Genomic DNA, 25879 nt, shown 5'->3' on the forward strand with positions numbered 1-25879 from the left:
TGGTCACGGGTACGACCTCCGAGTGTCGGGTGCGGCGACCTCGGCGCCGTGGAACTGCACCCCGATACCGCCGAGCGGGTAATCCTTGCGCTGCGGGTGACCGTCCCAGTCGTCGGGCATCTCGATCCGGGTGAGTGAGGGGTGATCGTCGAAGACGATCCCGAAGAAGTCGAAGGTCTCCCGCTCGTGCCAATCCACCGTCGGGTACACCGAGAACAGGGACGGCACATGCGGATCGGTGTCCGGGCACGAGGTCTCGAGCCGCAGCGTGCGGGAGTGGGTGATCGACCGCAGGTGCGTCACCGCCCGCAACTCGGCGTCCGGATCCTCCGGGAAATGCACCCCGGAGGTACCCAGGCACATCTCGAACCGCAACGCGGGCTCGTCCCGCAGCGCTCGTGCGACCGCGACCAGGTGCTCGCGCGCCACCCGCAGGGTCACCTCGCCGCGATAGCAGGTCACCGACCGCACCATCGTGGTGAACGGCGGCCCATCGCCGGGCCGTTCGAGGGCCGAGCGCAGGTCCTCCAGCACGCCCCGGTACCCCTCGGGCACGGGCTCGGCGCCCGGGCCGGGCATCACGACGGATCGGCGGATCCGCCCGTACCCGGAGGTGTCGCCGGTGCCCGCACCGAACATGCCGGTGCGGGTGCGGACCACCTCCGGCGGCGACACCGGTTCCACGGCCGCCCCCGGCTCGGGGAGATCGGGTGAGTCCGTCATCGCAGCAGGCCTTTGAGTTCGATGGTGGGCCGGGCGGCCATCGCCGCCTCCTCCGCGGCCCGGCGGGCCTGTTCGCGGTTGACCCCCATCGGGGTCTGCGCGACCTTCTCGTGCAGGGCGATGAGCGCGTTGAGCAGCATCTCCGGCCGGGGTGGGCAGCCGGGCAGGTAGATGTCCACCGGGACCACGTGGTCAACGCCCTGAACGATGGCGTAGTTGTTGAACATGCCGCCCGAGCTGGCGCAGACGCCCATAGCCAGAACCCATTTCGGTTCCGCCATCTGGTCGTAGACCTGCCGCAGGACCGGTGCCATCTTCTGGCTGACCCGACCGGCCACGATCATCAGATCGGCCTGGCGCGGTGAGGCGCGGAAGGCCTCCATCCCGAACCGGGCGATGTCGAACCGCGGGCCGGTGGTGGCCATCATCTCGATCGCGCAGCACGCCAGCCCGAACGTGGCCGGCCACAGCGAGCCCTTGCGCGCGTATCCGGCGACGACCTCGAGCGTCGACAGTAGGAAGCCGCCGGGAACCTTGTCCTCTAGCCCCATGCCAGCCCGCCTCGCCGCCACTCGTAGACGTAGGCGACCGTGACGTTCAGCAGGAACAGGGCCATCACGAGCAGCCCGTAGGTGCCCAGGACGTCGAAATGCACGGCCCACGGATAGAGGAAGACGATCTCGATGTCGAAGATGATGAACAACATGGCGGTCAGGTAGAACTTGACCGGGAACCGTCCGCCACCGGAGGCGGGAGCGGGGGACGGGTCGATACCGCACTCGTAGGCCTCGAGCTTGGCGCGACCCGGCCGGCGGGGACCGACGAACCGGGCGACACCCACCGAGAACACGGCGAAAGCGGCGGCGATCGCACCCAGTACCAGGATGGGTACGTACAGGTTCACGGCGACGCTCCTTCCGCGGGGTGTCCGAAAACCCAGCCGGGAGAGCCGGTTAGATTCCCCGAATCACGTTGTGAGCTACACCACAACTATAGGTGTGCGGTGGGGGTGCGGGTCCGGATCGTGGCAAATTCCGGGGAGCGTGTCGGTCAGGGTGCGGGTGTGAGCAACCGGGCCGCTGCGGCGGCCAGCTCGAACGGGTCCAGGGGGTGACTCACCGACGCGTCGGCATGGGACCACCGTGCCAACCAGGCGTCGGCGCTGCGCGCAGTGATCACCAGCAGGGGCGGGCACGGATCCACCTCGTCCCGGACTTGACGGGCCAGGCCGAGCCCGCCGACCGGGGACGATTCGCCGTCGAGCACCGCCAGCGCGAACGGATCGGCGGCGAGCAGCGCCAGGACCGACGGTGCGGTGGCCGCCTGCACGATCTCGATCACGGGTCCGCCGGCAGCCGGGCGCGAGCCCAGGGCGGCGACGATCTCCGCGCGGTGCCGCGCGTTCGAGCTGTACACCAGGACGAGCGGTGCTGCGCCGGTCATGTCCCCACCATAAGGAGGAGGGCGCTCGAAGTCAGGCGGTTCGTGCGGCCGGTCCGCGCGCCGGGCTTCGCGCCCCGGCGGGCGGGCACTAGGCTGGCGGGTGAGTTGCCCCCGAGCTCGGCCAGTGCATAAGGAGAGACCGTGTCCGAAATCATCCAGGTAGGCGCCCGCGAGATCCTCGACTCCCGCGGTAACCCCACGGTGGAGGTGGAGATCGTTCTCGCCGACGGCAGCTTCGCCCGCGCGGCCGTTCCCTCGGGTGCATCGACCGGTGAGCACGAGGCGGTGGAGCTGCGCGACGGCGGCGACCGCTACCTGGGCAAGGGCGTGGAGAAGGCGGTTGAGGGCGTTCTCGACGTCATCGCCCCCGAGGTGATCGGCATCCCCGCCGACGAACAGCGGATCATCGACCAGACCCTGCTCGACCTGGACGGCACCCCCGACAAGAGCCGGCTCGGCGCCAACGCACTGCTCGGAGTCTCGCTGGCCGCCTCGAAGGCCGCTGCCGAGTCGGCGGCGCTGCCGCTGTTCCGCTACCTGGGCGGACCGAACGCGCACATCCTCCCGGTGCCGATGATGAACATCCTCAACGGTGGCGCCCACGCGGACAGCGGCGTCGACGTGCAGGAGTTCATGGTCGCGCCGATCGGCGCCGAGACCTTCAAGGAGTCGCTGCGCTGGGGCGCGGAGGTCTATCACGCGCTGAAGTCGGTGCTCAAGAGCAAGGGCCTGGGCACCGGCCTGGGCGACGAGGGCGGCTTCGCGCCGTCGGTCGCCGGAACCCGCGAGGCGCTCGACCTGATCTCCGAGGCCGTCGGAAAGACCGGCCTCAAGCTGGGCTCCGACGTCGCGCTCGCGCTCGACGTGGCCGCCACCGAGTTCTACGGTGAGCAGGGCTACGCCTTCGAGGGCAAGGTGCTCAGCGCCGCCGAGATGGCCGAGTTCTACCGCGGACTGGTCGGCGAGTTCCCGCTGGTCTCGATCGAGGACCCGCTCTCGGAGGACGACTGGGAGGGTTGGGTCGACCTCACCGACGCCATCGGCGACAAGGTTCAGCTGGTCGGCGACGACCTGTTCGTCACCAACCCGGAGCGTCTCGAGGACGGCATCGCCCGCGGTGCCGCGAACGCGCTGCTGGTGAAGGTCAACCAGATCGGCACCCTGACCGAGACTCTCGACGCCGTGGCGCTGGCCCACAACAACGGCTACAAGACCATGATGAGCCACCGCTCGGGTGAGACCGAGGACACCACCATCGCCGACCTCGCCGTCGCGGTGGGCAGCGGCCAGATCAAGACCGGTGCGCCCGCCCGCAGCGAGCGCGTCGCCAAGTACAACCAGCTGCTGCGTATCGAGGAGGAGCTCGGTGATGCCGCGCGTTACGCCGGCGACACCGCGTTCCCGCGCTTCGAGTTCAACAGCTGAACCGGGTTCGAGAGGAGCAGAGCGTGAGTAGCAGGTCCCGCCTCGTGCGCACCCTGTCCGGCGGCGACGGCCGCTCGGACGGGAGGGGAGCCGGGCGTACCGTCGTCCTGCTGCTGGTGCTGTGCGTACTGGCGCTGACCCTGGCGGTCCCGGTTCGGACCTACCTCTCCGAGCAGGCCCGGGAGGAGAAGGTGGTGGCCGAGAACGCCCGGCTGCAGGCCGACATCGCGCGCCTGGAGGAACAGCGCCGGCTGCAGGAGGATCCGGAGTACATCAAGGCACAGGCCCGGATCCGGTTGCAGTACGTGATGCCCGGTGAGACCGCCTACCGGGTGCAGGTGCCGGGGGCTCCGGCACCGACCCCGGAGCAGGTGCAGGCCGAGCAGGCCAAGCAGAACCCCTGGTACACCAATGTCTGGCGCACGATCGCGGTCCCGCACTGATGAGCGCGAACTCGGAGAATGCAGTGGCCGCCGCCGACCTCGACCGGGTCGCGCAGCAGCTCGGCCGTGAACCGCGCGGTGTCCTGGCCGTGGCCTACCGCACGCCGGACGGCGAACCGGCGGTGGTGAAGACCGCGCCGCGCCTGCCCGACGGCACCCCTTTCCCGACGCTGTACTACCTCACCGATCCGCGGCTGACCGCGGAGGCCAGCCGGCAGGAGAGTGCCGGAGTGATGCGCGCGATGGAGGCCCTGCTGGCCTCCGACGAGACGGTGGCGCAGAACTACCGAGATGCGCATCAGCGGTACCTGCGCGAGCGGAACGCCCTGGAGGACTTGGGCACCGACTTCACCGGTGGCGGAATGCCGGACCGGGTCAAGTGCCTGCACGTGCTGATCGCCTATGCCCTGGCCGAGGGCCCCGGTGTGGTGACGCTCGGCGACGAGGCGGTCGCGCTCGCTGCGGAGGCCGGGCTGCGGGGCACTGCCATCCCGGCCGAATGGCCCCGTGCGCAGTTCCCCTGGGGCGGCGAGTGAGCGCACCCGACCGGGTGGTCGTCGCCGCGATCGACTGCGGCACCAACAGTATTCGCCTACTGGTCTCCCGGGTGGAGGCGGACGGGCTGGTCGAACTACACCGTCAGATGCGGATCGTCCGGCTGGGGCAGGGCGTCGACGCGACCGGCGAGTTCGCCGCCGAGGCCCTCGACCGGGTCCGGGTGGCATTGCACGACTACGTCGATCTCGCCCTCGAACTCGGCGTGACCGCGGTGCGGATGGTCGCCACCTCGGCGGCCCGCGACGCCGCCAACCGCGACGAGTTCTTCGCCCTCACGGCAACCGAACTGGGCCGGATCACCCCGGGCGCGCAGGCCGAGGTGATCGAGGGGACCGAGGAGGCTGCGCTGTCGTACCGCGGAGCCACCGCGGGCCTGGCGGCCACCGATCCGGTCCTCGTGGTGGACCTCGGCGGCGGTTCGACGGAGCTCGTCGTGGGATCCGGCGGCACCGTCGAGCGCGCCTTCTCCGCGGACATCGGCTGTGTGCGGATCACCGAGCGCGCCCTGCACTCCGACCCGCCGACCGATGCCGAAGTGGCCGTGGCACAGGCGGCGATCACCGCCGGCATCGACGAGGCGATCAGGCGGGTTCCGCTCGACGGGGTGCGCACCTGGATCGGGGTGGCGGGCACCTTCACCACGCTCGCTGCGCTCGCGCACGGGTTGAGCGACTACGACCCGGCGCTGATCCACGGTTCACGGGTGTCGCTGGGGGAATTGACCGATCTGTGTCGGCGACTGGTGGCCATGAGTGCGGCGCAACGGCTGGAACTGGGGCCGATGCACCCCGGTCGTGCGGACGTGATCGGCGGGGGAGCCCTGGTGGTGATCGCCCTCGCGCAGGCCCTGACCGCGGTGGGGGTCACTGAACTGGTGGTCTCCGAGCACGACATTCTCGACGGTGTGGCCCTTGAGCTCGCTGGGCCGACACTCGCCGAATCCGACGGCGGGCCCGTCGCGGAGAATTAACGCACTGTTGACGAACTCACCGCCTCCTGACACTGCAGCAGAAGGTTTCGTATCCTAATGTCTACCGCAGTCGGCGAAGGGAGTTCCGCAATGGAGAACACGACTGCATCGAGCGCCATCGTGGTGCTGGACGGAACGGACGCCACCGCGCGGCTCGTCGGTGAACTCACGCAGGCGGGAACCGCGGTGACGGCAGTGGGAGCGACATTCCGCGACGTGGTCGCGGTGCTCTCGGGCGACGTGTACGTGATGGTCGCCGATGTGACCGATCCGGAGCAGTGGGACGCAGCGGTGGCACGCGCGCAGGCGCGGCACGGCGTGGTCGGCCAGGTGGTGGATCCGTCCGGCAAGGTGGCTGCGCGCGCGGCCTGACCCGGCTGGGCCGGTCAGTGGGCCAGTTTCAGCCCGATCACGCCGCCCACGATGGCCAGGATGCACAGGATCTTGACCAGCGATGCGCTCTCCTGGCCGGTGGCCATGGCGTAGACGACGGTGAGCGTGGCCCCGATCCCCACCCAGATGGCGTAGGACGTGCCCACGGGCAGTTCGCGCATCGCATACGCGAGACCGGCCATGCTGGCGACCAGGGCCACCAGGAAGACCATCGACGGAGCCAGTTTGGTGAATCCCGCTGATCTGCCGAGCGCGGTGGCCCACACCGCCTCCAAGATGCCGGAGACGACCAGAACGATCCATGCCATGACGCGAACCTCCTTGGTTCACACCGTCTTTGCAGGCCGGGTACGGTGAGCCTCGTCCGGATGTCGTGGTACGCCCCGAGGATACCCGACCCCGCCGGCGGTGGCCTCGCGCGTGGCTACCAGCTGCGCTGTGCGCCCGATGCGTCGATCAGATCGGCCATGTCACCGAGCAGTTCGAAGACGCAGTCCTCGCAGTACAGGGAGGTCGGACAGGCCCCTGGCCGCGGGGTGCCGGGGGTGTCGCGGTCGCGTCCCCACTGCTCGGCGTAGTACTCGGCCAGTTCCGCCGCGAGAGCGTTGAGCCGGGTCAGATCGGGTGTGCCGGTAGCGGAACTGGCCGCGGTGTACTCGGCGTGCGCCTGTTCCAGGAGGCCCTGGTAGTGCTGCGCCCGTTGTGCGGTGCTCATCGTTGCTTCCTCCGTGCGTCGGGTTCGTGCGTTCTCAGGTGACTCGATGGGGGACGGTGAGTGCGACGCGGAAGCCACCCGTGCCGGTGGGCCCGGCCTCCAGCGAACCGCCGAGGTTCTCGGCGCGTTCACGCAGTCCCAGCAGCCCCACTTTCGATCCGGGCAGGTCCAGAGCCACGCGCTGGGAGGCGTCGTTCTCGATGCTCACCGTCAGCTCGCGTGCCGAGGGGCTGATCCGCACCGTCGCCGCTGCCCCGGGGGCGTGCTTGCGGACGTTGGTCAGCGCCTCCTGGACCGTGCGGTAGACCGCGCGGGCGATCGCGGCACTGGTGTCCTCGGGGAGGTGGCCGTGCAATCGCACCCGGACGCCGCTGTCCCTCAGCAGGGCCGGGATGTCCCGTGCGGTGGGCTGCGGGGACAGGCCGTTCGGGTGGCTGCCGGAGGCGCGCAGCACACCGACCATCTGGCGCAGTTCCTCCAGGGTGCTCACCGCCAGGCCGCGAATGGAACGAGCCGATGCCTCAGCCGCGGAATCGGCCGTGGTGACCTGCAGGGCGCCGGCTTCGACGGCGATCAGGCTCACCTGGTGCGAGACCACATCGTGCATCTCACGCGCCAACTGGGCCCGTTCACGGGCCAGCACCGTGGTCTCGTGCAGCCGGCGCTGTTCGTCGTGCGACTGCTCGAGCTCGGTGAGCTGGGCAGCGATCTCCCGGCGGGCGCGCACCAACCTCCCGAGCGCGAACGGGGCGCCTGCGGCAGCCAGGCTGTACCCGATCACGAAGACCGCCTCGCGCGGCGACGGAACGGCACCGTCGGCGATCAGGGTGGCGGCCGACGAATACCAGAACGCCACGATCATCACCGCTGCGGACGCTGCGGGGACGGCCAGCCGGCGGAAGTGCAGGGCCACGGTGTACACCGCGAGCACCGGTGCGGCGATCAGGTTCGCGAACGCCGCGACGACGGCGATCGCGCACACCGGTAGCGGCAGCCGGTTCCGCAGCGGGATCGAGATCAGCACGATCACCGCCAGGACGTCGAACTCGACGCCGGCTCCTTCCCGAAGGATCCAGACGTCGGCGAGTACCGCTAGGAGCACCAGGACCTCGGGCCCGATTCGGCGGAGCCAGGGGACGAGCCGGGGGACGAGGCTGTTCATCGCTCGTCCAGCAGCCCGGCCCGCTGCGCGATGAGCGCGGCCTGCACCCGGTTCGCCACTCCCAGCTTGGCCAGCACGGTGCTGACGTGGTCCTTGACGGTGCCCACGCTCAGGTGCACGGTGCGGCCGATCTCCACGTTGGTCAGGCCCTCCGCCAGCAGCACCAGGATCTCGCGTTCCCGGGCGGAGAGCTGATCGGTGCCCAGGGGCTCGACCACCCGGCCGCCGAGGAACCCGCTGACCACCTGTGCGGCGATGTCGGCGGAGAACACGGTGCTCCGTTCGGCCAGAGCGCGGACCATCTGCACCAATTGCTCGGGGTCGGTGTCCTTGACCAGGAAGCCCTGCGCACCGCGGCGCAGGGCCTGGGCAACGTACTCGTCGGAGTCGAAGGTGGTGAGCATGGCGACCACCGGCGGCTCGGGCATGGCGGTGAACCGGTCCAGCAGGGTCAGGCCGTCGACATCGGGCATCCGGATGTCGAGCAGCACCAGGTCGGGCCGCTCGCGCTCGACCACCTGCTCGGCCTGACCCCCGGAAACCGCGGCCACCACGTCGATGTCCGGGGCGTGGCCGAGCATCAACTCGAATCCGCGGCGGACCAGCGCCTCATCGTCGACCACGACGACCCGTACCATCACTACCTCCGGTTGTACGGCGCTGCGCGCCGGTGCCTGCTGCCCATCTTCCTATCGCACGGTCGCCGGGGTCTTCTCCCGCGCCAGGAAGGCGTACATGCGCTGCCACAGCATCTCAGCCGGCCCGCGGTCGAAGCGGCGCAGCCACAGCCACGAGAACACGATCAGGATGGCCGAGATCGACACCATGGCCACTGTGGTGGCGGTGAGGTAGCTCATCTGCGTGAACCAGGTCTGGTTGAAGATCAACCGCGAGCCGATCACGCCGAGGATGTTCTGCAACAGGTAGCAGCTCAGCGCCATCCGCCCGACCAGCGAGACGGTGCGCCCCATCCACCCGAACTCCCGGCGCAGTGCGTACTCGGCGACCAGGGCCAGCAGCGCGAAGGACACGCCCCAGGCGAAGAAGTAACGCGCCCAATGGCTGTGGTCTCCGCCCAGGAACTGCGAGGCCACGAAGTCGAGCGGGAGTGCGATGCCGAATCCCACGGCCATCAGGATGTAGCGGAGCTTGCGCCGGTGCGCCTCGAACAGCCCGTGCCGGTAGAGCAGGCCGCCCACCAGGAACAGTGCGGCGGCCATGAACACCACCGTGGTGAACTCGGCGTTCACCTTCAGTGCGTCGGGGAAGTTCCGGAGATTGACCAGCACGGACTCCCACCAGCCCACCTGCGCCGGGTCGGCCTGGTCGACGATGCCCGCCACCTGGTCCTCCGGTCCGGCCGGGGGCCTGGGGCGATCACCTCGCGTGTCGCCGAAGGTCGGCGGGCGGAAGCTCAGCATGGCCATGTAGCCGATGTGCACCGCCATGAACAGCGCGGCGAACCAGATCTGGAAGCGGTCCGCGAACAGCACCAGGAAGGCCACCACGAACGCGACCACGGCGTAGGCCCGCAGGACGTCGAACTGCACGACCAGGATGTAGTTCAGGATCCCGTCGAGGAACAGCAACAGGCAGCGGATGGGGTACTTCCCCGGCCAGCGCTTGCCCCGGCGCACCGCGGAACCGTGCTGGATCGCCAGCCCGATGCCGAACATGATGGTCAACAGGCCCAGGAACTTCCCGTTGGGGAACCACTGGGCGAACCCGGAGAGATCGCGACCGCGATCCGCGGGATCCTGGGCGGCGGCGGTGAAGATCCAGATGTTCGACGCCAAGGTGCCCAGGATTGCGATGCCGCGCAGCACATCGAGCGCGGCCAATCGGCGACCGGGACCCGGCGGTGCCGACTCGGAGACGGGAAAGAGTGGAGTTACGTGACTCATGCTCTCGATCCTTCGGCGTCCCGCCCCGATGCGGTACCGGTGACCCGGCCGTAAACCACCCGCCAAGTGGCTGGAATCCGCGTGTGGTGCCCCCAGTCGGACTCGAACCGACACTGCGCGGATTTTAAGTCCGCTGCCTCTGCCAATTGGGCTATAGGGGCGCGGGTGCAGCGTAGCGCGCGACCCGTAACCGAAAACTGTCAACGAAGGTTGACAGGCTCAGAGTGTCAACGTAGATTGACGGATGTGAGCTCACCACCCACCCTCGTCGGATCGGCGGCGTCGGAGGACCCGTCCCAGGGACTCCGGGCCGTCGTGGCACTGCGCAAACTGGCCGACCAACTCGAGGCCGTTCAAGTGGCCAACGCCAGGAACCTCGGATGGTCCTGGCAGGAGATCGCCGAACACCTCGCGGTCAGCCGGCAGGCGGTGCACAAGAAATACGGCAGATAGCCGGAAAGCTGAAAGGAAGGTCACCATGTTCGATCGTTTCACCAAACGCGCCCGCATGGCGGTGGTCGCCTCGCAGGAGGAGGCCCGCGACACCGGCGCCGACCGGATCAACCCCGTCCACCTGTTGCTCGGTGTCCTGGAAACCGCGGACGGCGCCCTCGCGGCGGAACTGGCCGAGGTCGGGCTCACCGGTGACGCCGTCCGGGACCGCGCCGAGCGTGTGATCACCGATCAGGACGCCGAAGACCTCAAAGGGATCGGCATCGACATCGTGGCGATCGCCGATTCGGTCTCGCAGCGATTCGGCTTCGACATCCTGCGACCCGTTCGCAAGCGGCTGCGCACCGGCAACATCGCCTTCGGGCCCGGCGCCAAGACCTCCCTGAAACTGGCGCTGCGCGAGGCCGCCGACCGTAAGGACCGCACCATCGACGGAACGCACGTCCTGCTCGGTGTGCTCGCTGCCGGCGACGACGAATCGCTCGCCGCCGTCGAGGCGGTGATCCCCCGCGACGAACTGCGCCGTCGCCTCCACGGCCTGCTGGACCGGCCGGCCGCCTGAACGGTTCTGCACGCTCGCCGGTGATTGTTTAAGCTGTTCCTAAAGGACGGGTCCTTCCGGGAACTCCGGGACGGTCGCGTTCGTTGTACGGCTAGTAGGTGCACGACCAGGGAAAGGACCCCACTGTGCGCGAGAGCAGCAACCCGATCTTCCGCGGGCTGTCCAAGGAGACCCGCCAGTCCGGCGCGCCTGCCGGCCAACCGGGCTTCGGGCAGCAGGGCGGCTTCAACCAGGCGACCACCATGGGCATGGGTGCAGCCGGCGCCGCCCAGGGCATGCAGTTCAACCAGTTCCAGCAGCCGCAAGCCCCCTACCAGCAGGGCACCGGCTCGCGGGCCATGACCATCGACGACGTGGTCACCAAGACCGCCTCCACGCTGGGGCTGCTCATCGTCTTCGCGATCGGTGCCTACGCGCTGGTCTCGATGAACCCGGGCCTGGCGACCCCGCTGATGCTGGTCGGCGGAATCGGCGGTTTCGCGCTGGTCATGATCGCCAGCTTCGGCCGCAAGCAGGACAACCCCGCCATCGTGCTCGCGTACGCGGCGTTGGAAGGCCTGTTCGTCGGCTCGATCTCGTTCGTCTTCGCCAACTTCATGGTGCAGGGCGTCAGCGCCGGCGCGCTGATCGGGCAGGCCGTGCTGGCCTCGATCGGCGTGTTCATCGGCATGCTGGTGGTCTACAAGACCGGCGCGATCCGCGTCACCCCGCGCTTCACCCGCATGCTCTTCGCCGCCATGATCGGCGTCGTGGTGCTGGCACTGGGCAACATGGTGATCGCACTGCTGACCGGCGGCTCGACCAACCCGCTGCGCGACGGCGGCACCATCGCGATCATCTTCTCGCTGGTCTCCATCGCGATCGCGGCGTTCAGCTTCCTGCTGGACTTCGACCAGGCCGATCAGCTGATCCGCGCCGGTGCACCGTCCAAGGCCGCGTGGGGCGTGGCCCTGGGCCTGACCGTCACCCTGGTGTGGCTGTACGTCGAGATCCTGCGTCTGCTGAGCTACTTCTACAGCAACGACTAACACGATCCACACCGAACGCCCCGCTGCACCAGCGGGGCGTTCGGCGTATACGGAGGCGGTAGCACCGAACGCGGTGCCCGCGGCGCTCAGCGTCGGCGCAACGTCCGCAGCACCCGCGCCGTGATCCCGTGGGAGTCCGCGGCCTCGGAGATCTCCGGCGGCGAGGGGAGTGGACCGTGCCATTCACCGAGTGCCGCCAGGACCTCCGGCAGCAGCAGCTTCGCGGCGAGCTCGTACCCCGCTGCCGAAGGATGGAAGTTGTCCGGGGAGAACATCGTCTCCGGCGCCTCCAGGAACTCCGGGGCCAGCGTGTCGGCGAAGGGCACCGGATGCCCGCCCGCAGCGCTCACGTGCGCCCGCTGGCGCGCCGCCAACCGCAGGCCGTAACTGCGGATCACCGACCGCAAGGGCTGCGGGATCGCGTGGACCACACCGATGTCCGGGCAGGTGCCCACGATCACCTCGGCGCCCGCGCCCCGCAACTGAGCGACTGCGGCCCCCAGCCGGCGCGCCGAGGTCTCGATGCCGTTGAGCGCCGTCACATCGTTCGCGCCCACGATGATCACTCCCACATCGGGGATCTGACCCGCGACGATCGCCGCCTCGATCTGGCCGGCGAGTCCCTTCGACGTCGCCCCCACTATCGCCTTCACCGCAAGCCGCACCGACTTCCCTGTCTCGGCCACCAGCCCGCGCGCGAGCAGCACGCCCGGGGTGTGCTCGGCATCGTCGACCCCGAGGCCCGCCGCAGTGGAATCGCCGAAGACCATCAAGCTCACGTCCGCCGGATGCGACGGCCCGGGCCGGCGTACATCCGCGCTGCCGGGCAGGTAGACGCCGTCCTTCGACGGGGCCTTGTCGGTGCGGTGCGGGATGACGGTGCGCGCGGTCCGCGCCTGCCGGTTGAGGAAGGCGTAGGCGCCCCACGTGGCCCCCGCGCCACCTGCGGCGGCAGCCGATGTGTACAGGGCGTCACGGGCGATGCGGCGTCGGGAGAACCCCATGACTACCAATCTAGCCGGGTCCGCACGGACCGGCCGTGAGGTCACGCGGACGGTTCTGCAACGATGGAGGTATGCGCATCGCAGGACACGTGAGCGAACTGATCGGCGACACCCCACTGGTGCGACTGAACTCGGTGGTCACACCCGGATCCGGCCTGGTCGCGGCCAAGATCGAATACCTCAACCCGGGTGGGTCCAGCAAGGACCGGATCGCGGTGAAGATGATCGACGCCGCCGAGCGGTCCGGTGAACTCAAGCCCGGCGGAACGATCGTCGAGCCGACCTCCGGCAACACCGGTGTGGGCCTGGCCATCGTGGCCCAGCAACGCGGCTACAAGTGCGTCTTCGTGTGCCCGGACAAGGTCAGCGAGGACAAGCGCAACGTGCTCAAGGCGTACGGCGCCGAGGTCGTGGTGTGCCCCACGGCCGTGCCGCCGGAACACCCGGACTCGTACTACAACGTCTCCGACCGGCTCACCCGGGAGATCCCCGGCGCGTGGAAGCCGAACCAGTACTCCAACCCGAACGGGCCCGCCAGCCACTACGAGACCACCGGACCGGAGATCTGGCGCGACACCGAGGGGGCGATCACCCACTTCGTCGCCGGTGTGGGTACCGGCGGCACCATCACCGGAACCGGCCGCTACCTCAAGGAGGTCTCCGGCGGGAAGGTCAAGGTGATCGGCGCCGACCCCGAGGGCTCCGTGTACTCCGGCGGCACCGGCCGGCCGTACCTGGTCGAGGGCGTCGGCGAGGACTTCTGGCCCACCGCCTACGACCCCGACATCCCGGACGAGATCATCGCCGTCTCCGACGCCGACTCCTTCGAGATGACCCGCCGCCTCGCCCGCGAGGAGGGACTGCTGGTGGGCGGCTCCTGCGGGATGGCGGTGGTCGCCGCGCTGCGCGTCGCCGAGCGCGACCCGGACGCTGTGGTCGTCGTCCTGCTGCCCGACGGTGGCCGCGGCTACCTGTCGAAGATCTTCAACGACAAGTGGATGTCCAGTTACGGCTTCCTGCGCGCACCGCTCGACCCGAACGAGCGGGAGGCCCTCGTCGGCGACATCCTGCGCGGCAAGTCGGGTGAGCTGCCCGACCTCGTGCACACCCACCCCTCGGAGACGGTGCGCGACGCCATCGAGATCCTCGCCGAGTACAGCGTCTCGCAGATGCCCGTGGTCGGTGCCGAGCCGCCGGTCATGGCCGGCGAGGTGGCCGGTGCGGTCACCGAACGCGAGCTGCTCTCCGCGGTCTTCGAGGGCCGGGCCGAGCTGGCGGACCCGGTGAGCAAGCACATGGGACCGGCGTTCCCGCTGATCGGAGCCGGTGAGCCGATCTCGGCGGCGAACACCGCACTGCGCGACTCGGATGCGCTGATGGTGATCGACGACGGCAAGCCGGTCGGCGTCATCACCCGGCACGACGTGCTGAACTTCCTCTCCCACGGCAAGTAGAAGGACGCGATCGACATGAGTGAGCGCAAGAGCGCGGCCGACCAGAGCGCGGCCCAGGGATTCTCGACCCGGGCCATCCACGCCGGATATCAGCCCGACCCGCTGACCGGCGCGGTGAACGTGCCGATCTACGCCAGCTCGACCTTCGCCCAGGACGGCGTGGGCGGTATGCGCGGTGGCTTCGAGTACGCCCGTACCGGCAACCCCACCCGGCGCGCCTACGAGGCGAATCTCGCCGCGATCGAGGAGGGCACCTACGGCCGTGGTTTCGCGTCCGGCATGGCCGCCACCGATACGCTGCTGCGCGCCACCCTGCGCCCCGGTGATCACCTGGTGATCCCCGACGACGCCTACGGCGGCACCTTCCGGCTGATCGACAAGGTGTTCTCGCAGTGGGGGATCGAGCACACCCCGGCGCCGATCACCGACGTCGACGCGGTACGCGCGGCGATCCGTCCCACCACGAAGCTGGTGTGGATCGAGACCCCGACCAACCCGCTGCTCAACATCGGTGACATCGCCGCTCTCTCCGACGTCGCGCACGCCGCCGGGGCGAAGCTGGTGGTCGACAACACCTTCGCCAGCCCCTACCTGCAGACCCCGCTCACGCTCGGCGCCGACGTGGTGCTGCATTCGGTGACCAAGTACCTCGGCGGGCACAGCGACACCGTCGGCGGCGCGCTGATCACCGACGACGAGCAGCTCGACACCGATTTCGCGTTCCTGCAGAACGGTGCGGGTGCGGTACCCGGGCCGTTCGACGTGTACCTGGCGCTGCGCGGGATCAAGACCCTCGGAGTGCGGATGGACCGGCACTGCGACAACGCCGAGCGGATCGTCGACTCCCTCAGCGGGCGCCCCGAGGTCTCGACGGTGCTCTACCCGGGCCTGGCCGAGCACCCCAACCACGAGGTCGCCCGGAAGCAGATGAAGCGCTTCGGCGGCATGATCTCGCTGCGGCTGGCCGGTGGCCGTGAGGCCGCGCAGCAGTTCTGTGCACGCACCGAGATCTTCACTCTGGCCGAGTCGCTGGGCGGAATCGAATCGCTCATCGAGCACCCCGCGGCCATGACGCACGCCTCCACCGCCGGCTCGCAGCTGGAGGTCCCGGACGATCTGGTGCGCCTGTCCGTGGGCATCGAGGACATCGGCGATCTGATCGCCGATCTGGAGAACGCCTTCGGCTGACGCCGCGTAGGCACCATCGACCGAATCCCCCGTGCGGCCTGCTCGCACGGGGGATTCGGCGTTCGCCGGTAACGACTCGGTCACCATCCGATCCCTCGACTTCCACTTCAGACTTTCTGAGACTAAAGTGGCGCATGTTGTAGAACGTGACACAAGTGGCTGGAGTGAGTTCGTGAGGCCGAAACAGAGCCGAAGGGTCCGCAATTACGCGGTTGCCGGGAGTGCGCTGGTGATCGCCGGCGCCCTCGCGGCGGCCTGCGGTGTGACCGGTATCGATTCCAGCCGCGCCGGGTCGAGCCTCACCTTCGACCCGTTGCCGTCGTCGGCACCGTCGGGTGCCTCCGCCGCACCCGGCCCCGGCGGTTACCCCGGTGCACTGCCCTCCGGGCAGACGGCGGCGTCGCCCGCCCCGCCCGCACCGGCCACGATGACCGTTCTGGTCCCGCCGCCGAACGCCCCGGCGGCACCTCCGGCCGACGCCGCCCGCGTTCCGGTGGCACCGGCCGCACCTCCCACCGGGCCGGGCAACGCCTCAGGGTCCGGCGATTCCGGTAACAGCGCCACCGGGAACACAGCGAGCGGGAACACTCCCGGCGGGAACACTGCCGGGTCCGGGAACGGCGCGCAGCCGGCCCCTGGTGGGGATGCGGGCCGCCCCGCAGCACCGTCGTCCGGCCGCCAGGCGCCTGCACAGCCCAAACCCGCACTGCTGCCCGACGGCAGCGTGGACTGCGCCCGGAGCAAGTGCGTGGCGCTCACCTTCTCCGGCGGCCCAGGACCGGTGACCAGGCAGTTCCTCCAGGCACTGGACAGCTACGGAGGCAAGGGCACGTTCTTCGTCACCGGCGCGCAGGTCAGCCTGAACCCGGACATCATGACCGCGATCGCCGGGACCGGGAACGAGGTCGCCAACGGCACCTGGACCCAGCCCGATATGACCACCCTCTCCGACGCCGAGGGCAGCTCGCAGTTGCAGCAGACCAACGACGCGATCCGCAGCTCCGTCGGCATCACGCCCACACTGTTCCGGCCGATGGGCGGGCACACCAACGCGGCGGTGGTGGACGCCGGCAAACGACTCGGCCTGACCCAGGTGCTGTGGGACCTCGACAGCCGCGACTACAACTACCAGGCCGATCCGGACGGTCTGACGAAGGTGCTGATGCAGGTCAAGCCCGGTCAGATCGTGATGTTGCACGACACCTTCGTGGCCTCGGCGCAGGCCCTGGAACGCACGATGGCCGCGCTGACCGAGCAGGGCTACGCCTTCGTCACCGTCAGCCAGCTGCTGCGCACCCGCGCCGGCTGATCCGAGACCGATATGGAAAGCGGGCCCGTCCCCGGAAAGGGGGCGGGCCCGCTGTTCGCTGTGCGGCGGGAGCCGATCAGGAGTGGTACGGCTCCGCGCTGACCAGCGTGACCTTGACCGTCGCGCCGCTGGGGATCGTGTACTCGCGGGTGTCGCCGACCTTCGCATCGATCAGGGCGGAACCGAGCGGCGAGCTGGGCGAGTAGACCTCGAGCCCACCGTCCTGTGCGCCCTCCTCGCGGGTCGCGATCAGGAACGTCTCGGTATCGGAATCGTCACCGTCGTAGTAGACCTTGACCACCGAACCGGGCAGCGCCACGCCCGACTGGGTGGGGGCCTCGCCGACCTTCGCGTTGTTCAGCAGTTCCTGCAGCTGGCGGATACGCGCCTCCTGCTGGCCCTGCTCCTCACGCGCGGCGTGGTAGCCGCCGTTCTCCTTGAGGTCGCCCTCTTCGCGGCGCTCGTTGATCTCGGCGGCGATGACGGGCCGGTTGGCGATCAACGTGTCCAACTCGTTCTTGAGCCGCTCGTGCGACTCCGGGGTCAGCCACGTCACCTGCGTGTCCGTCATGTCATCCATCCTTCGTCGATTGTCGGCAGGGCCCGGTTGCAGGCCCTACACCTGCCGCCGAACCGGTCCCGGGGCACTGCCCGGGGCCCGAAATGCAGCAATACACGGCTCCGCTCGGAACCGTGCATCCGCCGATTCTAGCACGGAACCGGCTATTGTGTGCGGCCGTCACGCAGTCTGCAGGGCGGCCTGATACGTGGGTTCGCGGCGTTTGAGGAAACCGCACAGCGCGTAACTCAGCGGCATGATCGCGATCTCGACCAGCGTCTTCCAGACGAACCCCAGGATCAGGTAGTTGAGGAACTGCCCGGCGCTGGTGAAGCCGAGTGCCGGGGCCGCGATCGAGCAGAAGACCAGCGTGTCGAAGAACTCGCCGACCACGGTCGAACCGAGCAGCCGGGACCACAGGTGCCGCTCCCCGGTGATCTCCTTCATCCGTACCAGCACGAACGAGTTCATCAGCTCGCCGACCAGGTAACCGGCCAGGCCCGCGATCAGGAAGCGGGGGACCACCCCGGCGACGGTGCGGAAGGCCTCGTCGTTCGGCCAGCCGGGAGCCGGCGGCAGGGCGGTGGTGATCCAGAAGCAGAGGGCGGCGAGCGCGAGGATGGCGAAACCGGTGAAGATCACCCGGCGCATCGCGCGGAAGCCGTAGACCTCGGAGATCACGTCACCGAGGACGTAGGCGAGGGGGAAGAGGTAGAAGGCGCCGTCGGTGGCGATCCCGTCGATCTGCAGGCCCAGGATGTTCAGCTGCAACGACGGTGCGAACAGCACGGCCTTCGTGCCGGTGATGTTGCTGATGATCATGACGCCGACGAACAGGCCGACGAGCATGGGGAAGTAGTGACTGCTGACTCGCGCGTACGCCGGCCTCACACGGTTGCGGGCCGGCCGCCCAGACTCGGGTTCTCTCTCGATGCTCACGGACGGTCAAGATACGCGGGCACATCCGTTCCGCAACCGAAGACATCACCCACAGCGGCGGGCTCCGTGGTACGGACCTCGCTGGTCACCACCACGATCGGCTCGGTCGACGGGGGCACGTAGAACTCCCGTCGGCCGATCTCGTTCGCCGCCCGATCCTTGGCGTAGATGATGCAGCTGACCGGCTGCGACGGGTCGGTGCGGGTCACCGAGACCTGCACCTCCACGGTCGAATCGGAGACCACCTCGTAACCCGCCGCGGTACCGGTGACCGGCTTGCGGGCGAATTTCTGGTATCCGAGCCAGGCGATGCCCACACCCGCGACGACGACCACGATCAGACCGATGATCGCCCAGCGCCGCGCTTTCGCGGGATCCCGCTCATCCGGGTACCGGTCGGCGGGGCGGGCGGGGACGGTCGACATGCGTCCATCGAAACACGCCGCACCCCGCCCGCGCCAAGCGCACCCGGCGCGGCGCGGAGTCGGCCGATCGTGGAACACTGGACGCCATGACCGGTTATCGCCTACTGGCCGTCCACGCGCACCCGGACGACGAGTCGAGCAAGGGCGCCGCCACCATGGCGCGATACGCATCCGAGGGCAACGACGTACTGGTCGCGACGTTCACCGGCGGAGAGCGCGGCGACATCCTCAATCCCGCGATGGACGTGGCCGGGGTCAAGGACCGCATGGTCGACGTCCGGCGTGAGGAGATGGCCAAGGCCGCTGCGATCCTCGGCGTCGATCACCGCTGGCTGGGCTACGTGGACTCGGGACTGCCCGAGGGCGACCCGCTGCCCCCACTGCCCGAGGGCAGCTTCGCGACGCTGCCGCTGGAGGTCCCCGTCGAGGCCCTGGTGCGCCTGATCCGCGAGTTCCGTCCGCACGTGATGCTCACATACGACGAGAACGGCGGCTACCCGCACCCGGACCACATCATGACGCACAAGGTGTCGATGGCGGCCTACGAGGCCGCAGCGGATCCGGAGCGGTTCCCGGACGCCGGAGCGCCCTGGCAGATCTCGAAGGTCTACTACAGCCACGGTTTCCTGCGCGGGAAGTTCCAGGCCTTCGCCGACGAGTTCGCCGAGCACGGCATGGAGAACCCGTACACCGAGTGGCTGGCCAAATGGAAGGACGAGAAGAACGACATGATGGCCCGGGTCACCACGCAGGTCACGTGTGGGGAGTTCTTCCCGGTCCGCGACGACGCGCTGCGCGCCCACGCCACCCAGATCGACCCCAACGGACCGTTCTTCGTGGTGCCGATGGAGTGGCAGCAACGACTGTGGCCCACTGAGGAGTACGAATTGGCGAAGACGACAGTGAGCAGCAGGATGCCCGAGACGGACCTGTTCAGCGGAATCGAGCTGTGATGGGACCGTTGCTGCAACTCGCCACCGACGTGGTGATCCTCGCCGACCCGCAGAAGCCCAAGGGGCCCGAGTTCGGTAAGTCGGGCCCGCTCGGCCTGGCCGTCACCGTCGCCCTGCTGGCCGTGACGTTCTTCCTCATCCGGTCGATGAACAAGCACGTCAAGAACCTGCCCGAGTCGTTCGAGGACGAGGCTCCCGGAGTGGGCGACGAGGCCGGCGGGACCGACCACGCCGGCATCGAGACCGCCGACGGCTCGCCGGCGAAGGCCGACGGCGCACCGTCCACCGCGACCGAGGGCACTGAACCGAAGCCCTAGCCGTGATGCCCGGGGACGTCGTCCTGATCGGCCGCTGATCGCGGAAACGCTGTCAGTGCCCTGAGGCAGGATGGGTACATGAACCGTCTCGGCCAGTCGACCAGCCCGTACCTGCGGCAACACGCCGACAATCCGGTGCACTGGGTGCAGTGGTCCGAGCAGGCGCTCGCCGAGGCGGCTGAGCGGGACGTACCGATCCTGCTGTCCATCGGCTACGCCGCCTGCCACTGGTGTCACGTGATGGCGCACGAGTCCTTCGAGGACGAGGCCATCGCGGAGCAGATGAACGCCGGTTTCGTGTGCATCAAGGTCGACCGCGAGGAACGCCCCGACCTGGATGCGATCTACATGAACGCCACCGTCGCCATGACCGGGCAGGGCGGCTGGCCGATGACCTGCTTCCTCACTCCGGCGGGGGAGCCCTTCTACTGCGGCACCTACTTCCCGCCGGAGCCGCGCAACGGACAGCCGGGCTTTCCGCAACTGCTCGACGCGATCAGCGACACCTGGCGCGAGCGCCGTGCCGAGGTCACCCGGGTCTGCGAGCAGGTCACCGAGCACCTGTGCCGGGCCGGCGCAGGCCTGCCCGACGGTGCCGCGCCCACCGCGCCGGAGCTCGCAGACGCGGTGGCCGCGCTGTGTGCCGATGAAGACCGTTCCGGCGGCTTCGGTCGCGCTCCGAAGTTCCCACCCTCGGCGACGGTCGAAGCGCTGCTGCGGCACCACGAACGCACCGGTGATCCGGCCGCCTATGCGGTCGCCCTACGGTGCGCGGAGGCGATGGCGCGCGGAGGCATCTACGACCAGCTCGGCGGCGGCTTCGCCCGGTACGCCGTGGACGCCGACTGGGTGGTGCCGCACTTCGAGAAGATGCTCTACGACAATGCCCTGCTCCTGCGCTTCTACGCCCACCTCGGCCGGCGCACCGGCTCGCCCCTGGCGCTGCGCGTGGCCGGCGAGACCGCCGACTTCCTGCTCCGCGACCTCCGGGTCGACGGCGGCGCGTTCGCCTCCTCCCTGGACGCGGACACCGACATCGACGGACACGGGGTGGAGGGTGCGACGTACGTGTGGACGCCCGCGCAGCTGGCGGAGGTCCTCGGCGAGTCCGACGGTGCCTGGGCCGCCGAGGTCTTCGCAGTCACGGAGGCGGGCACCTTCGAGCACGGCACGTCCACGCTGCAACTGCACGGCGAGCCCGACCCGGTGCGGCTCGCCGATGTGCGGCGGCGACTGTTCGACGCCCGCTCCCGCCGCCCGCAGCCCGGCCGCGACGACAAAGTGGTCACCGTCTGGAACGCTCTCGCGATCACCGCGCTCGCCGAAGCGGGCCGGGTCGGCGATGCCGCCGCCTGCGCGCACTACCTGCTCGATACCCACTGGGACGGCGACCGGCTGTACCGCAGCTCATTGGGCGGGCTGGTCGGCGCTGCCGACGGGATGGCCGAGGACTACGCGGCGTTGGTCACCGGCCTGCTCGCGCTGGCCCAGCACACCGGAGATCCCGCCTGGTCACAGTCGGCGACCGTGATCCTGGACGCGGCGATCGACCGATTCGCCGACCCGTCGTCCGTCGGGAACTGGTACGACGCACCGTCGGACGGTCAGCCGCTGCTGACCCGGCCGCGCGACCCCGCCGACGGCGCGACACCGTCGGGCGCGAGCCTGATCGCCGAGGCACTGACTTACGCCGAGGTCCAGCTCGGTGAGCGCTACGCGGCGCTCGCCGCCGCCACCCGGGCCCGTGCGGGCGAGCTGATCCGCCGGCTCCCGCGCGGCGCTGGGCACCATCTCGCGGTCGCGGAGCAGGCCCGGGCCGGGCTCGCCGTCGCTGTCGCCGACGGTGCCGGAGCCGCCGCCCTCCTCGCCGAGGCGCGTCGCCTGGCACCCGGCGGCGCCGTCGTCGTCGCAGGTGAGCGGGACTCACAGCCGCTGCTCGAAGGTCGCGGCCCGGTGGACGGCAAGGCCGCGGCCTACGTCTGCCACGGGCAGGTGTGCGCACTGCCGGTCACCGATGGTCAGGCACTGGCCGCGCTCCTGCGCCGATAGCGTGTGCTAGTTTCTCCGGCGTGGGTATGAACGCGTATTGGCGCTTTACGTCGGGCTCCGGGTGGGCCGGCGGTGATGCGCGTATGCGCGGATAACCCGTCCGAACAACCCCGGAGCCCAGGCAGCGAGATCACTCGCTGCCTTTTTCTATGGCGCCGGAGGGGATCTGGTGCCGTCCACCAGAGAGGTACCCCATGACCATCGAACTCGACGTACCGGCATCGACATCGAACCGCCGTGTCCGCGCCTTCCACGCCATTCCGTCACCGGCGCAATTGCGTGAGGAACTGCCGCTGGAATCCGCTCTGGCCGCGCAGGTCGAAGCGGACCGCGCCGCGGTCGCCGATGTGATCGCCGGACGCGACCAGCGGCTGCTCGTGGTGGTGGGGCCGTGCTCGGTGCACGACCCGCAGGCCGCTCTCGATTACGCTCGCCGGCTCAAGCCGATCGCCGATCAGCTCGCCGACGAGCTGCTGATCGTGATGCGCGTGTACTTCGAGAAGCCGCGCACCACCGTCGGCTGGAAGGGCCTGATCAACGACCCCGGCATGGACGAGAGCTACGACGTGCCCCGCGGCCTGCGTATCGCGCGGCAACTGCTGCTGCAGATCCTCGAGATCGGGCTGCCGGTGGGGTGCGAGTTCCTGGAACCGACCAGCCCGCAGTACATCGCCGACACTGTGGCCTGGGGCGCGATCGGTGCCCGCACCACCGAATCGCAGGTGCACCGTCAGCTCGCCTCCGGACTGTCCATGCCGATCGGTTTCAAGAACGCCACCGACGGCAACGTCTCCGTCGCGATCGACGGGGTGCAGGCGGCGGCGGCCGGCCACGTCTTCTTCGGCACCGACGACGACGGTGCCGCCGCCGTGGTCGAGACCGTGGGCAACGACAACTGCCACGTGATCCTGCGCGGCGGCCGGGGCGGGCCCAACTTCGACGCCGGATCCGTCTCGTCGGCGGTCGCGGCGCTGGTGCAGGCGGGCCTGTCCCCGTCGCTGATGGTCGACTGCTCGCACGCGAACTCGGGTAAGGACCATGTACGCCAGGCGGAGGTGGCGCGGGAGATCGCCGGCCGGATCGCCGCGGGGGAGCAGGGAATCTCCGGGATCATGCTGGAGTCCTTCCTGGTCGCCGGTGCGCAGCAGCCCGGTCCGGGGCCGCTGGTCTACGGACAGTCGGTGACCGACAAGTGCATGGACTTCACCGTCACCGATTCGGTGCTGCACGATCTGGCCGCCGCACTGCGGCACGATCCCCGCGATACGGTGGTCGCCACCAGGTCCCACTCAACATTTCAGGAGTAGTCATGGCCGAAGTCGCTGTCGTCACCGGAGCCAGCAGCGGGATCGGGGCCGCCACGGCGCGGCAACTGGTGCTCGCCGGATACGACGTGGTGATCGGTGCCCGCCGGATCGAGCGGCTCGAGGATCTCAAGGCCCGGCTCGAAGCCGAGTTCCCCGAGCGGATCGTCACCGCACTGGCGCTCGATGTCTCCGATGCCGCCTCGGTGCGTGCCTTCACCGACGCCATCGACACCGTGGACGTGCTGGTCAACAACGCCGGTGGCGCGATCGGTGTGGACCGCTTCGAGAGCGCCGACGAGGCCGATTGGGCCCGCATGTACGACATCAACGTGCTGTCCATTCTGCGCGTGACCCAGGCGCTGCTGCCGAAACTGCGCAACTCCCCGGCGGCCAGCGTGGTGACCATCGGCTCGGTGGCCGCGCTGGAGCCGTACGAGACCGGCGCCGGCTACAACGCCGCCAAGTTCGGTGCCCGCGCAGTGACCCGTGTACTTCGCCTCGAGCTCAAGGGCGAGCCGATCCGGGTGATCGAGATCGACCCGGGCATGGTCGAGACCGAGTTCTCACTGGTCCGGCTCGGCGGCGATGCCGAAGCCGCGAGCAAGATCTACGAGGGCGTCGACAACCTCACCGCCGACGACGTCGCCGATGCCGTGACCTGGGCGGTCACCCGGCCTCCGCACGTGAACATCGACCAGATCCAGATCATGCCCCGCGATCAGGTCGCCGCCCGCAATGTGCACCGCCGGTAGCGCGCGGCCGAAACCCGGAAACGGTGCCGCAGCGGCGTAGTGTGTTCCGCGTGGTGAGTGCTCCCAGACTGCCCTTGTCGATTCCCACCGGCTCGGCCCGCAAACTCGTCGCACCCGTGTACGCGCTGTACGAGCGTCGCCTGGTGAGCGAGCTCACCTCGTCGTACCGCGACGGTGCGCAGCGCCCCCGGCATGTGGCCGTGCTGTGCGACGGGAACCGGCGCTGGGCCCGGGCCGCCGGATTCACCGATGTCAGCCACGGCTACCGGATGGGCGCGAAGAAGATCGCCGAGATGCTCGACTGGTGTGATGAGGCGGGCATCGAACTGGCCACCATCTACCTGCTGTCCACCGAGAATCTGAGGCGTGATCCGGACGAGCTCGCCGCACTGCTGGAGATCATCACCGACGTGGTCGAGGAGATCGCCGGCGCCGACAAGAACTGGTCCGTGCAGATCGTGGGCGCGATGAACCTGCTGCCCGCCGAAGCCGCCCGCCGGCTCACCGCGGCCGCCGAGGGGACCCGGGGACGCACCGGCACACACGTCAACGTCGCCGTCGGGTACGGCGGGCGCAAGGAGATCGTGGACGCGGTGCAATCGCTCCTGCGGGAGAAGGCGTCCGACGGTGCCTCACCGGCCGAGCTGGTGGACGCGGTGACCGTCGACGGGATCGACCAGCACCTCTACACGAAGGGGCAGCCCGACCCGGATCTGGTTATCCGCACCTCCGGTGAGCAGCGCCTGTCCGGATTCCTGTTGTGGCAGAGCGCGTACAGCGAGATCTGGTTCACCGAGGCGTACTGGCCCGAGTTCCGGCGGGTCGATTTCCTGCGCGCACTGCGCGACTACGCCGCGCGGCACCGCCGGTTCGGGAGCTGAGACCTACAGCTTGCGCAGCCGCACCCGGTTGATCGAGTGGTCGGAGTCCTTGCGCAGCACCAGCGTCGCGCGCGGGCGCGTCGGCAGGATGTTCTGCACCAGGTTCGGCCGGTTGATACCCGCCCAGATGTCTTCGGCGCGGTCCCGCGCCTCGGTGTCCGAGAGCTCGGCGTAGTGGTGGAAGTGCGACGACGGATCCGCGAACGACGTGGTCCGCATGGACAGGAACCGGTCGACGTACCACCGCTCGATGTCCTCGATCCGCGCGTCCACGTACACCGAGAAATCGAACAGGTCCGAGACCATCAGCCGCGAGCCCGTCTGCAGTACGTTCAGCCCCTCGACGATCAGTACGTCCGGGCGTCGAACATGGATGAACTCCCCGGGCACGATGTCGTAGAGGCGGTGCGAGTAGACCGGGGCGGTGACGTCCTCGGCGCCGGACTTCACCGCGGTCACGAACCGCAACAGGGCGCGCCGGTCGTAGGCCTCGGGGAAACCCTTGCGGTGCATGATGCCGCGGCGTTCCAGCTCGGCGGTGGGGTAGAGGAAACCGTCGGTGGTCACCAGATCGACCCGCGGGTGCGAGTCCCAGCGGGAGAGCAGTGCCTGCAGCACACGGGCCGTCGTCGACTTGCCGACAGCGACCGATCCGGCCACCCCGATCACGAACGGGACCTGGGCGTCGTGGCGCTGTTCGCCGAGGAAGGTCGCGGTCGCCGCGTACAGCCGTTGCCGGGCGGCGACCTGCAGGTGGATCAGACGTGAGACCGGTAGGTAGACCTCGGCGACCTCGGCCAGGTCGATCTGCTCGCCGAGACCGCGCAGGTGGGAGAGGTCCTCCTCGGTCAATGACAGCGGGGTCGACTGCCGGAGCTCACGCCACTGAGCACGGTCGAGCTCGATGTACGGGCTCGGTTCGCTCACCGGGCTCCGCTCCCCGCGTCAGACATGCCCCTTAGT

General features: G+C 69.3%; 31 protein-coding genes, 1 tRNA gene and 1 riboswitch. Of the genes, 17 read left to right on the top strand and 15 right to left on the bottom strand.

Annotated elements, in window-relative coordinates:
* Window positions 1–3: 3 nt before the first annotated feature.
* From ACYVHG_RS10870 to ACYVHG_RS10885, 4 genes are all read right to left on the bottom strand, one after another.
* Window positions 4–723, bottom strand: coding sequence for an NADH-quinone oxidoreductase subunit C (locus ACYVHG_RS10870; protein ID WP_461167449.1), 720 nt, complete (start codon window positions 721–723; stop codon window positions 4–6).
* The gene (locus tag ACYVHG_RS10875; RefSeq protein ID WP_461167450.1) at window positions 720–1274 is read right to left on the bottom strand and encodes a NuoB/complex I 20 kDa subunit family protein; all 555 of its coding nucleotides are present in this window, start codon (window positions 1272–1274) and stop codon (window positions 720–722) included. Before ACYVHG_RS10875 ends, ACYVHG_RS10870 begins: the two co-directional genes overlap by 4 nt.
* Window positions 1265–1627 carry an NADH-quinone oxidoreductase subunit A gene (locus ACYVHG_RS10880; RefSeq protein ID WP_461167451.1) on the bottom strand — a complete coding sequence of 121 codons (363 nt, stop codon included), beginning with the start codon at window positions 1625–1627 and terminating at the stop codon, window positions 1265–1267. Before ACYVHG_RS10880 ends, ACYVHG_RS10875 begins: the two co-directional genes overlap by 10 nt.
* Before the next feature lie 146 nt (window positions 1628–1773).
* A complete protein-coding gene (locus tag ACYVHG_RS10885) occupies window positions 1774–2166 on the bottom strand; it encodes a hypothetical protein (RefSeq protein ID WP_461167452.1) in 393 nt (130 codons plus the stop codon).
* Window positions 2167–2307: 141 nt separating this feature from the next.
* On the opposite strand from ACYVHG_RS10885, the gene eno reads away from it, so the two are divergent.
* From eno to ACYVHG_RS10910, 5 genes are all read left to right on the top strand, one after another.
* Window positions 2308–3591, top strand: a complete 1284-nt coding sequence (eno, locus tag ACYVHG_RS10890) for a phosphopyruvate hydratase (RefSeq protein WP_461167453.1) — start codon at window positions 2308–2310, stop codon at window positions 3589–3591.
* Between the two features lie 23 nt (window positions 3592–3614).
* A complete protein-coding gene (locus tag ACYVHG_RS10895; RefSeq protein WP_461167454.1) occupies window positions 3615–4034 on the top strand; it encodes an FtsB family cell division protein in 420 nt (139 codons plus the stop codon).
* Window positions 4034–4570, top strand: a complete 537-nt coding sequence (locus ACYVHG_RS10900) for a DUF501 domain-containing protein (RefSeq protein ID WP_461167455.1) — start codon at window positions 4034–4036, stop codon at window positions 4568–4570. The genes ACYVHG_RS10895 and ACYVHG_RS10900 overlap by 1 nt, the downstream gene beginning before the upstream one ends.
* Complete coding sequence (locus tag ACYVHG_RS10905; protein WP_461167456.1) at window positions 4567–5562, top strand: Ppx/GppA phosphatase family protein; 996 nt, start codon at window positions 4567–4569, stop codon at window positions 5560–5562. Before ACYVHG_RS10900 ends, ACYVHG_RS10905 begins: the two co-directional genes overlap by 4 nt.
* A 90-nt stretch (window positions 5563–5652) precedes the next feature.
* Entirely contained in the window at window positions 5653–5934 is a 282-nt protein-coding gene (locus tag ACYVHG_RS10910; RefSeq protein ID WP_461167457.1) for a hypothetical protein, read from the top strand.
* A gap of 14 nt (window positions 5935–5948) precedes the next feature.
* On the opposite strand, the gene ACYVHG_RS10915 is transcribed toward ACYVHG_RS10910, so the two are convergent.
* The 6 genes from ACYVHG_RS10915 to ACYVHG_RS10940 all read right to left on the bottom strand — a co-directional run bounded on the left by ACYVHG_RS10915 (window position 5949) and on the right by ACYVHG_RS10940 (window position 9897).
* Entirely contained in the window at window positions 5949–6263 is a 315-nt protein-coding gene (locus tag ACYVHG_RS10915) for a DMT family transporter (protein ID WP_461167458.1), read from the bottom strand.
* 17 nt (window positions 6264–6280) lie between these two features.
* Window positions 6281–6343: riboswitch (guanidine-III (ykkC-III) riboswitch) on the bottom strand.
* A gap of 36 nt (window positions 6344–6379) precedes the next feature.
* Window positions 6380–6670, bottom strand: coding sequence for a hypothetical protein (locus tag ACYVHG_RS10920; protein WP_461167459.1), 291 nt, complete (start codon window positions 6668–6670; stop codon window positions 6380–6382).
* Between the two features lie 34 nt (window positions 6671–6704).
* Complete coding sequence (locus ACYVHG_RS10925; RefSeq protein WP_461167460.1) at window positions 6705–7832, bottom strand: sensor histidine kinase; 1128 nt, start codon at window positions 7830–7832, stop codon at window positions 6705–6707.
* The gene (locus tag ACYVHG_RS10930; protein ID WP_461167461.1) at window positions 7829–8470 is read right to left on the bottom strand and encodes a response regulator; all 642 of its coding nucleotides are present in this window, start codon (window positions 8468–8470) and stop codon (window positions 7829–7831) included. Before ACYVHG_RS10930 ends, ACYVHG_RS10925 begins: the two co-directional genes overlap by 4 nt.
* Window positions 8471–8521: 51 nt before the next feature.
* Window positions 8522–9736, bottom strand: coding sequence for a DUF418 domain-containing protein (locus ACYVHG_RS10935; protein ID WP_461167462.1), 1215 nt, complete (start codon window positions 9734–9736; stop codon window positions 8522–8524).
* 84 nt (window positions 9737–9820) lie between these two features.
* Window positions 9821–9897: transfer RNA gene (locus ACYVHG_RS10940), tRNA-Leu, on the bottom strand.
* A gap of 85 nt (window positions 9898–9982) precedes the next feature.
* Here ACYVHG_RS10940 and ACYVHG_RS10945 point away from each other — a divergent pair.
* From ACYVHG_RS10945 to ACYVHG_RS10955, 3 genes are all read left to right on the top strand, one after another.
* Window positions 9983–10189 (top strand): RNA polymerase subunit sigma-70, encoded by a 207-nt coding sequence (locus tag ACYVHG_RS10945; protein WP_461167463.1) that lies wholly within the window; start codon window positions 9983–9985, stop codon window positions 10187–10189.
* A 25-nt stretch (window positions 10190–10214) separates the two neighbouring features.
* Window positions 10215–10751 carry a Clp protease N-terminal domain-containing protein gene (locus ACYVHG_RS10950; RefSeq protein WP_461167464.1) on the top strand — a complete coding sequence of 179 codons (537 nt, stop codon included), beginning with the start codon at window positions 10215–10217 and terminating at the stop codon, window positions 10749–10751.
* 125 nt (window positions 10752–10876) lie between these two features.
* The gene (locus ACYVHG_RS10955) at window positions 10877–11779 is read left to right on the top strand and encodes a Bax inhibitor-1/YccA family protein (protein WP_461167465.1); all 903 of its coding nucleotides are present in this window, start codon (window positions 10877–10879) and stop codon (window positions 11777–11779) included.
* Window positions 11780–11865: 86 nt separating this feature from the next.
* On the opposite strand, the gene ACYVHG_RS10960 is transcribed toward ACYVHG_RS10955, so the two are convergent.
* Entirely contained in the window at window positions 11866–12783 is a 918-nt protein-coding gene (locus ACYVHG_RS10960) for an SGNH/GDSL hydrolase family protein (RefSeq protein WP_461167466.1), read from the bottom strand.
* 71 nt (window positions 12784–12854) lie between these two features.
* Between ACYVHG_RS10960 and ACYVHG_RS10965 the strand changes: the two genes are divergently transcribed.
* From ACYVHG_RS10965 to ACYVHG_RS10975, 3 genes are all read left to right on the top strand, one after another.
* Entirely contained in the window at window positions 12855–14237 is a 1383-nt protein-coding gene (locus ACYVHG_RS10965; RefSeq protein ID WP_461167467.1) for a cystathionine beta-synthase, read from the top strand.
* Window positions 14238–14252: 15 nt separating this feature from the next.
* Window positions 14253–15425 (top strand): cystathionine gamma-synthase, encoded by a 1173-nt coding sequence (locus tag ACYVHG_RS10970; RefSeq protein WP_461167468.1) that lies wholly within the window; start codon window positions 14253–14255, stop codon window positions 15423–15425.
* 172 nt (window positions 15426–15597) lie between these two features.
* Window positions 15598–16734 (top strand): polysaccharide deacetylase family protein, encoded by a 1137-nt coding sequence (locus ACYVHG_RS10975; protein WP_461167469.1) that lies wholly within the window; start codon window positions 15598–15600, stop codon window positions 16732–16734.
* A 76-nt stretch (window positions 16735–16810) separates the two neighbouring features.
* Here the strand turns inward: ACYVHG_RS10975 and greA are convergent, their stop codons facing one another.
* The 3 genes from greA to ACYVHG_RS10990 all read right to left on the bottom strand — a co-directional run bounded on the left by greA (window position 16811) and on the right by ACYVHG_RS10990 (window position 18657).
* Window positions 16811–17305: a transcription elongation factor GreA gene (greA, locus tag ACYVHG_RS10980; RefSeq protein WP_461167470.1), complete on the bottom strand. Its 495-nt coding sequence runs from the start codon at window positions 17303–17305 to the stop codon at window positions 16811–16813.
* Window positions 17306–17473: 168 nt separating this feature from the next.
* Window positions 17474–18232, bottom strand: coding sequence for a queuosine precursor transporter (locus ACYVHG_RS10985; RefSeq protein WP_461167471.1), 759 nt, complete (start codon window positions 18230–18232; stop codon window positions 17474–17476).
* Complete coding sequence (locus ACYVHG_RS10990) at window positions 18229–18657, bottom strand: DUF4307 domain-containing protein (RefSeq protein WP_461167472.1); 429 nt, start codon at window positions 18655–18657, stop codon at window positions 18229–18231. The genes ACYVHG_RS10985 and ACYVHG_RS10990 overlap by 4 nt, the downstream gene beginning before the upstream one ends.
* Window positions 18658–18743: 86 nt before the next feature.
* On the opposite strand from ACYVHG_RS10990, the gene mca reads away from it, so the two are divergent.
* The 6 genes from mca to ACYVHG_RS11020 all read left to right on the top strand — a co-directional run bounded on the left by mca (window position 18744) and on the right by ACYVHG_RS11020 (window position 24916).
* On the top strand, window positions 18744–19610 hold the full coding sequence (gene mca / locus ACYVHG_RS10995; protein ID WP_461167473.1) for a mycothiol conjugate amidase Mca: 867 nt from the start codon (window positions 18744–18746) through the stop codon (window positions 19608–19610).
* Window positions 19610–19927: a hypothetical protein gene (locus ACYVHG_RS11000; RefSeq protein ID WP_461167474.1), complete on the top strand. Its 318-nt coding sequence runs from the start codon at window positions 19610–19612 to the stop codon at window positions 19925–19927. The genes mca and ACYVHG_RS11000 overlap by 1 nt, the downstream gene beginning before the upstream one ends.
* Before the next feature lie 78 nt (window positions 19928–20005).
* On the top strand, window positions 20006–21976 hold the full coding sequence (locus ACYVHG_RS11005; protein WP_461167475.1) for a thioredoxin domain-containing protein: 1971 nt from the start codon (window positions 20006–20008) through the stop codon (window positions 21974–21976).
* Between the two features lie 194 nt (window positions 21977–22170).
* A complete protein-coding gene (locus ACYVHG_RS11010) occupies window positions 22171–23283 on the top strand; it encodes a 3-deoxy-7-phosphoheptulonate synthase (protein WP_461167476.1) in 1113 nt (370 codons plus the stop codon).
* 2 nt (window positions 23284–23285) lie between these two features.
* On the top strand, window positions 23286–24035 hold the full coding sequence (locus tag ACYVHG_RS11015; protein WP_461167477.1) for an SDR family NAD(P)-dependent oxidoreductase: 750 nt from the start codon (window positions 23286–23288) through the stop codon (window positions 24033–24035).
* Between the two features lie 80 nt (window positions 24036–24115).
* Complete coding sequence (locus ACYVHG_RS11020; RefSeq protein ID WP_461167652.1) at window positions 24116–24916, top strand: isoprenyl transferase; 801 nt, start codon at window positions 24116–24118, stop codon at window positions 24914–24916.
* Between the two features lie 3 nt (window positions 24917–24919).
* Here ACYVHG_RS11020 and coaA read toward each other — a convergent pair whose 3' ends face one another.
* Window positions 24920–25843 (bottom strand): type I pantothenate kinase, encoded by a 924-nt coding sequence (gene coaA / locus ACYVHG_RS11025; RefSeq protein ID WP_461167478.1) that lies wholly within the window; start codon window positions 25841–25843, stop codon window positions 24920–24922.
* Between the last annotated feature and the right edge of the window lie 36 nt (window positions 25844–25879).

It is taken from the genome of Tsukamurella serpentis (assembly GCF_054780975.1).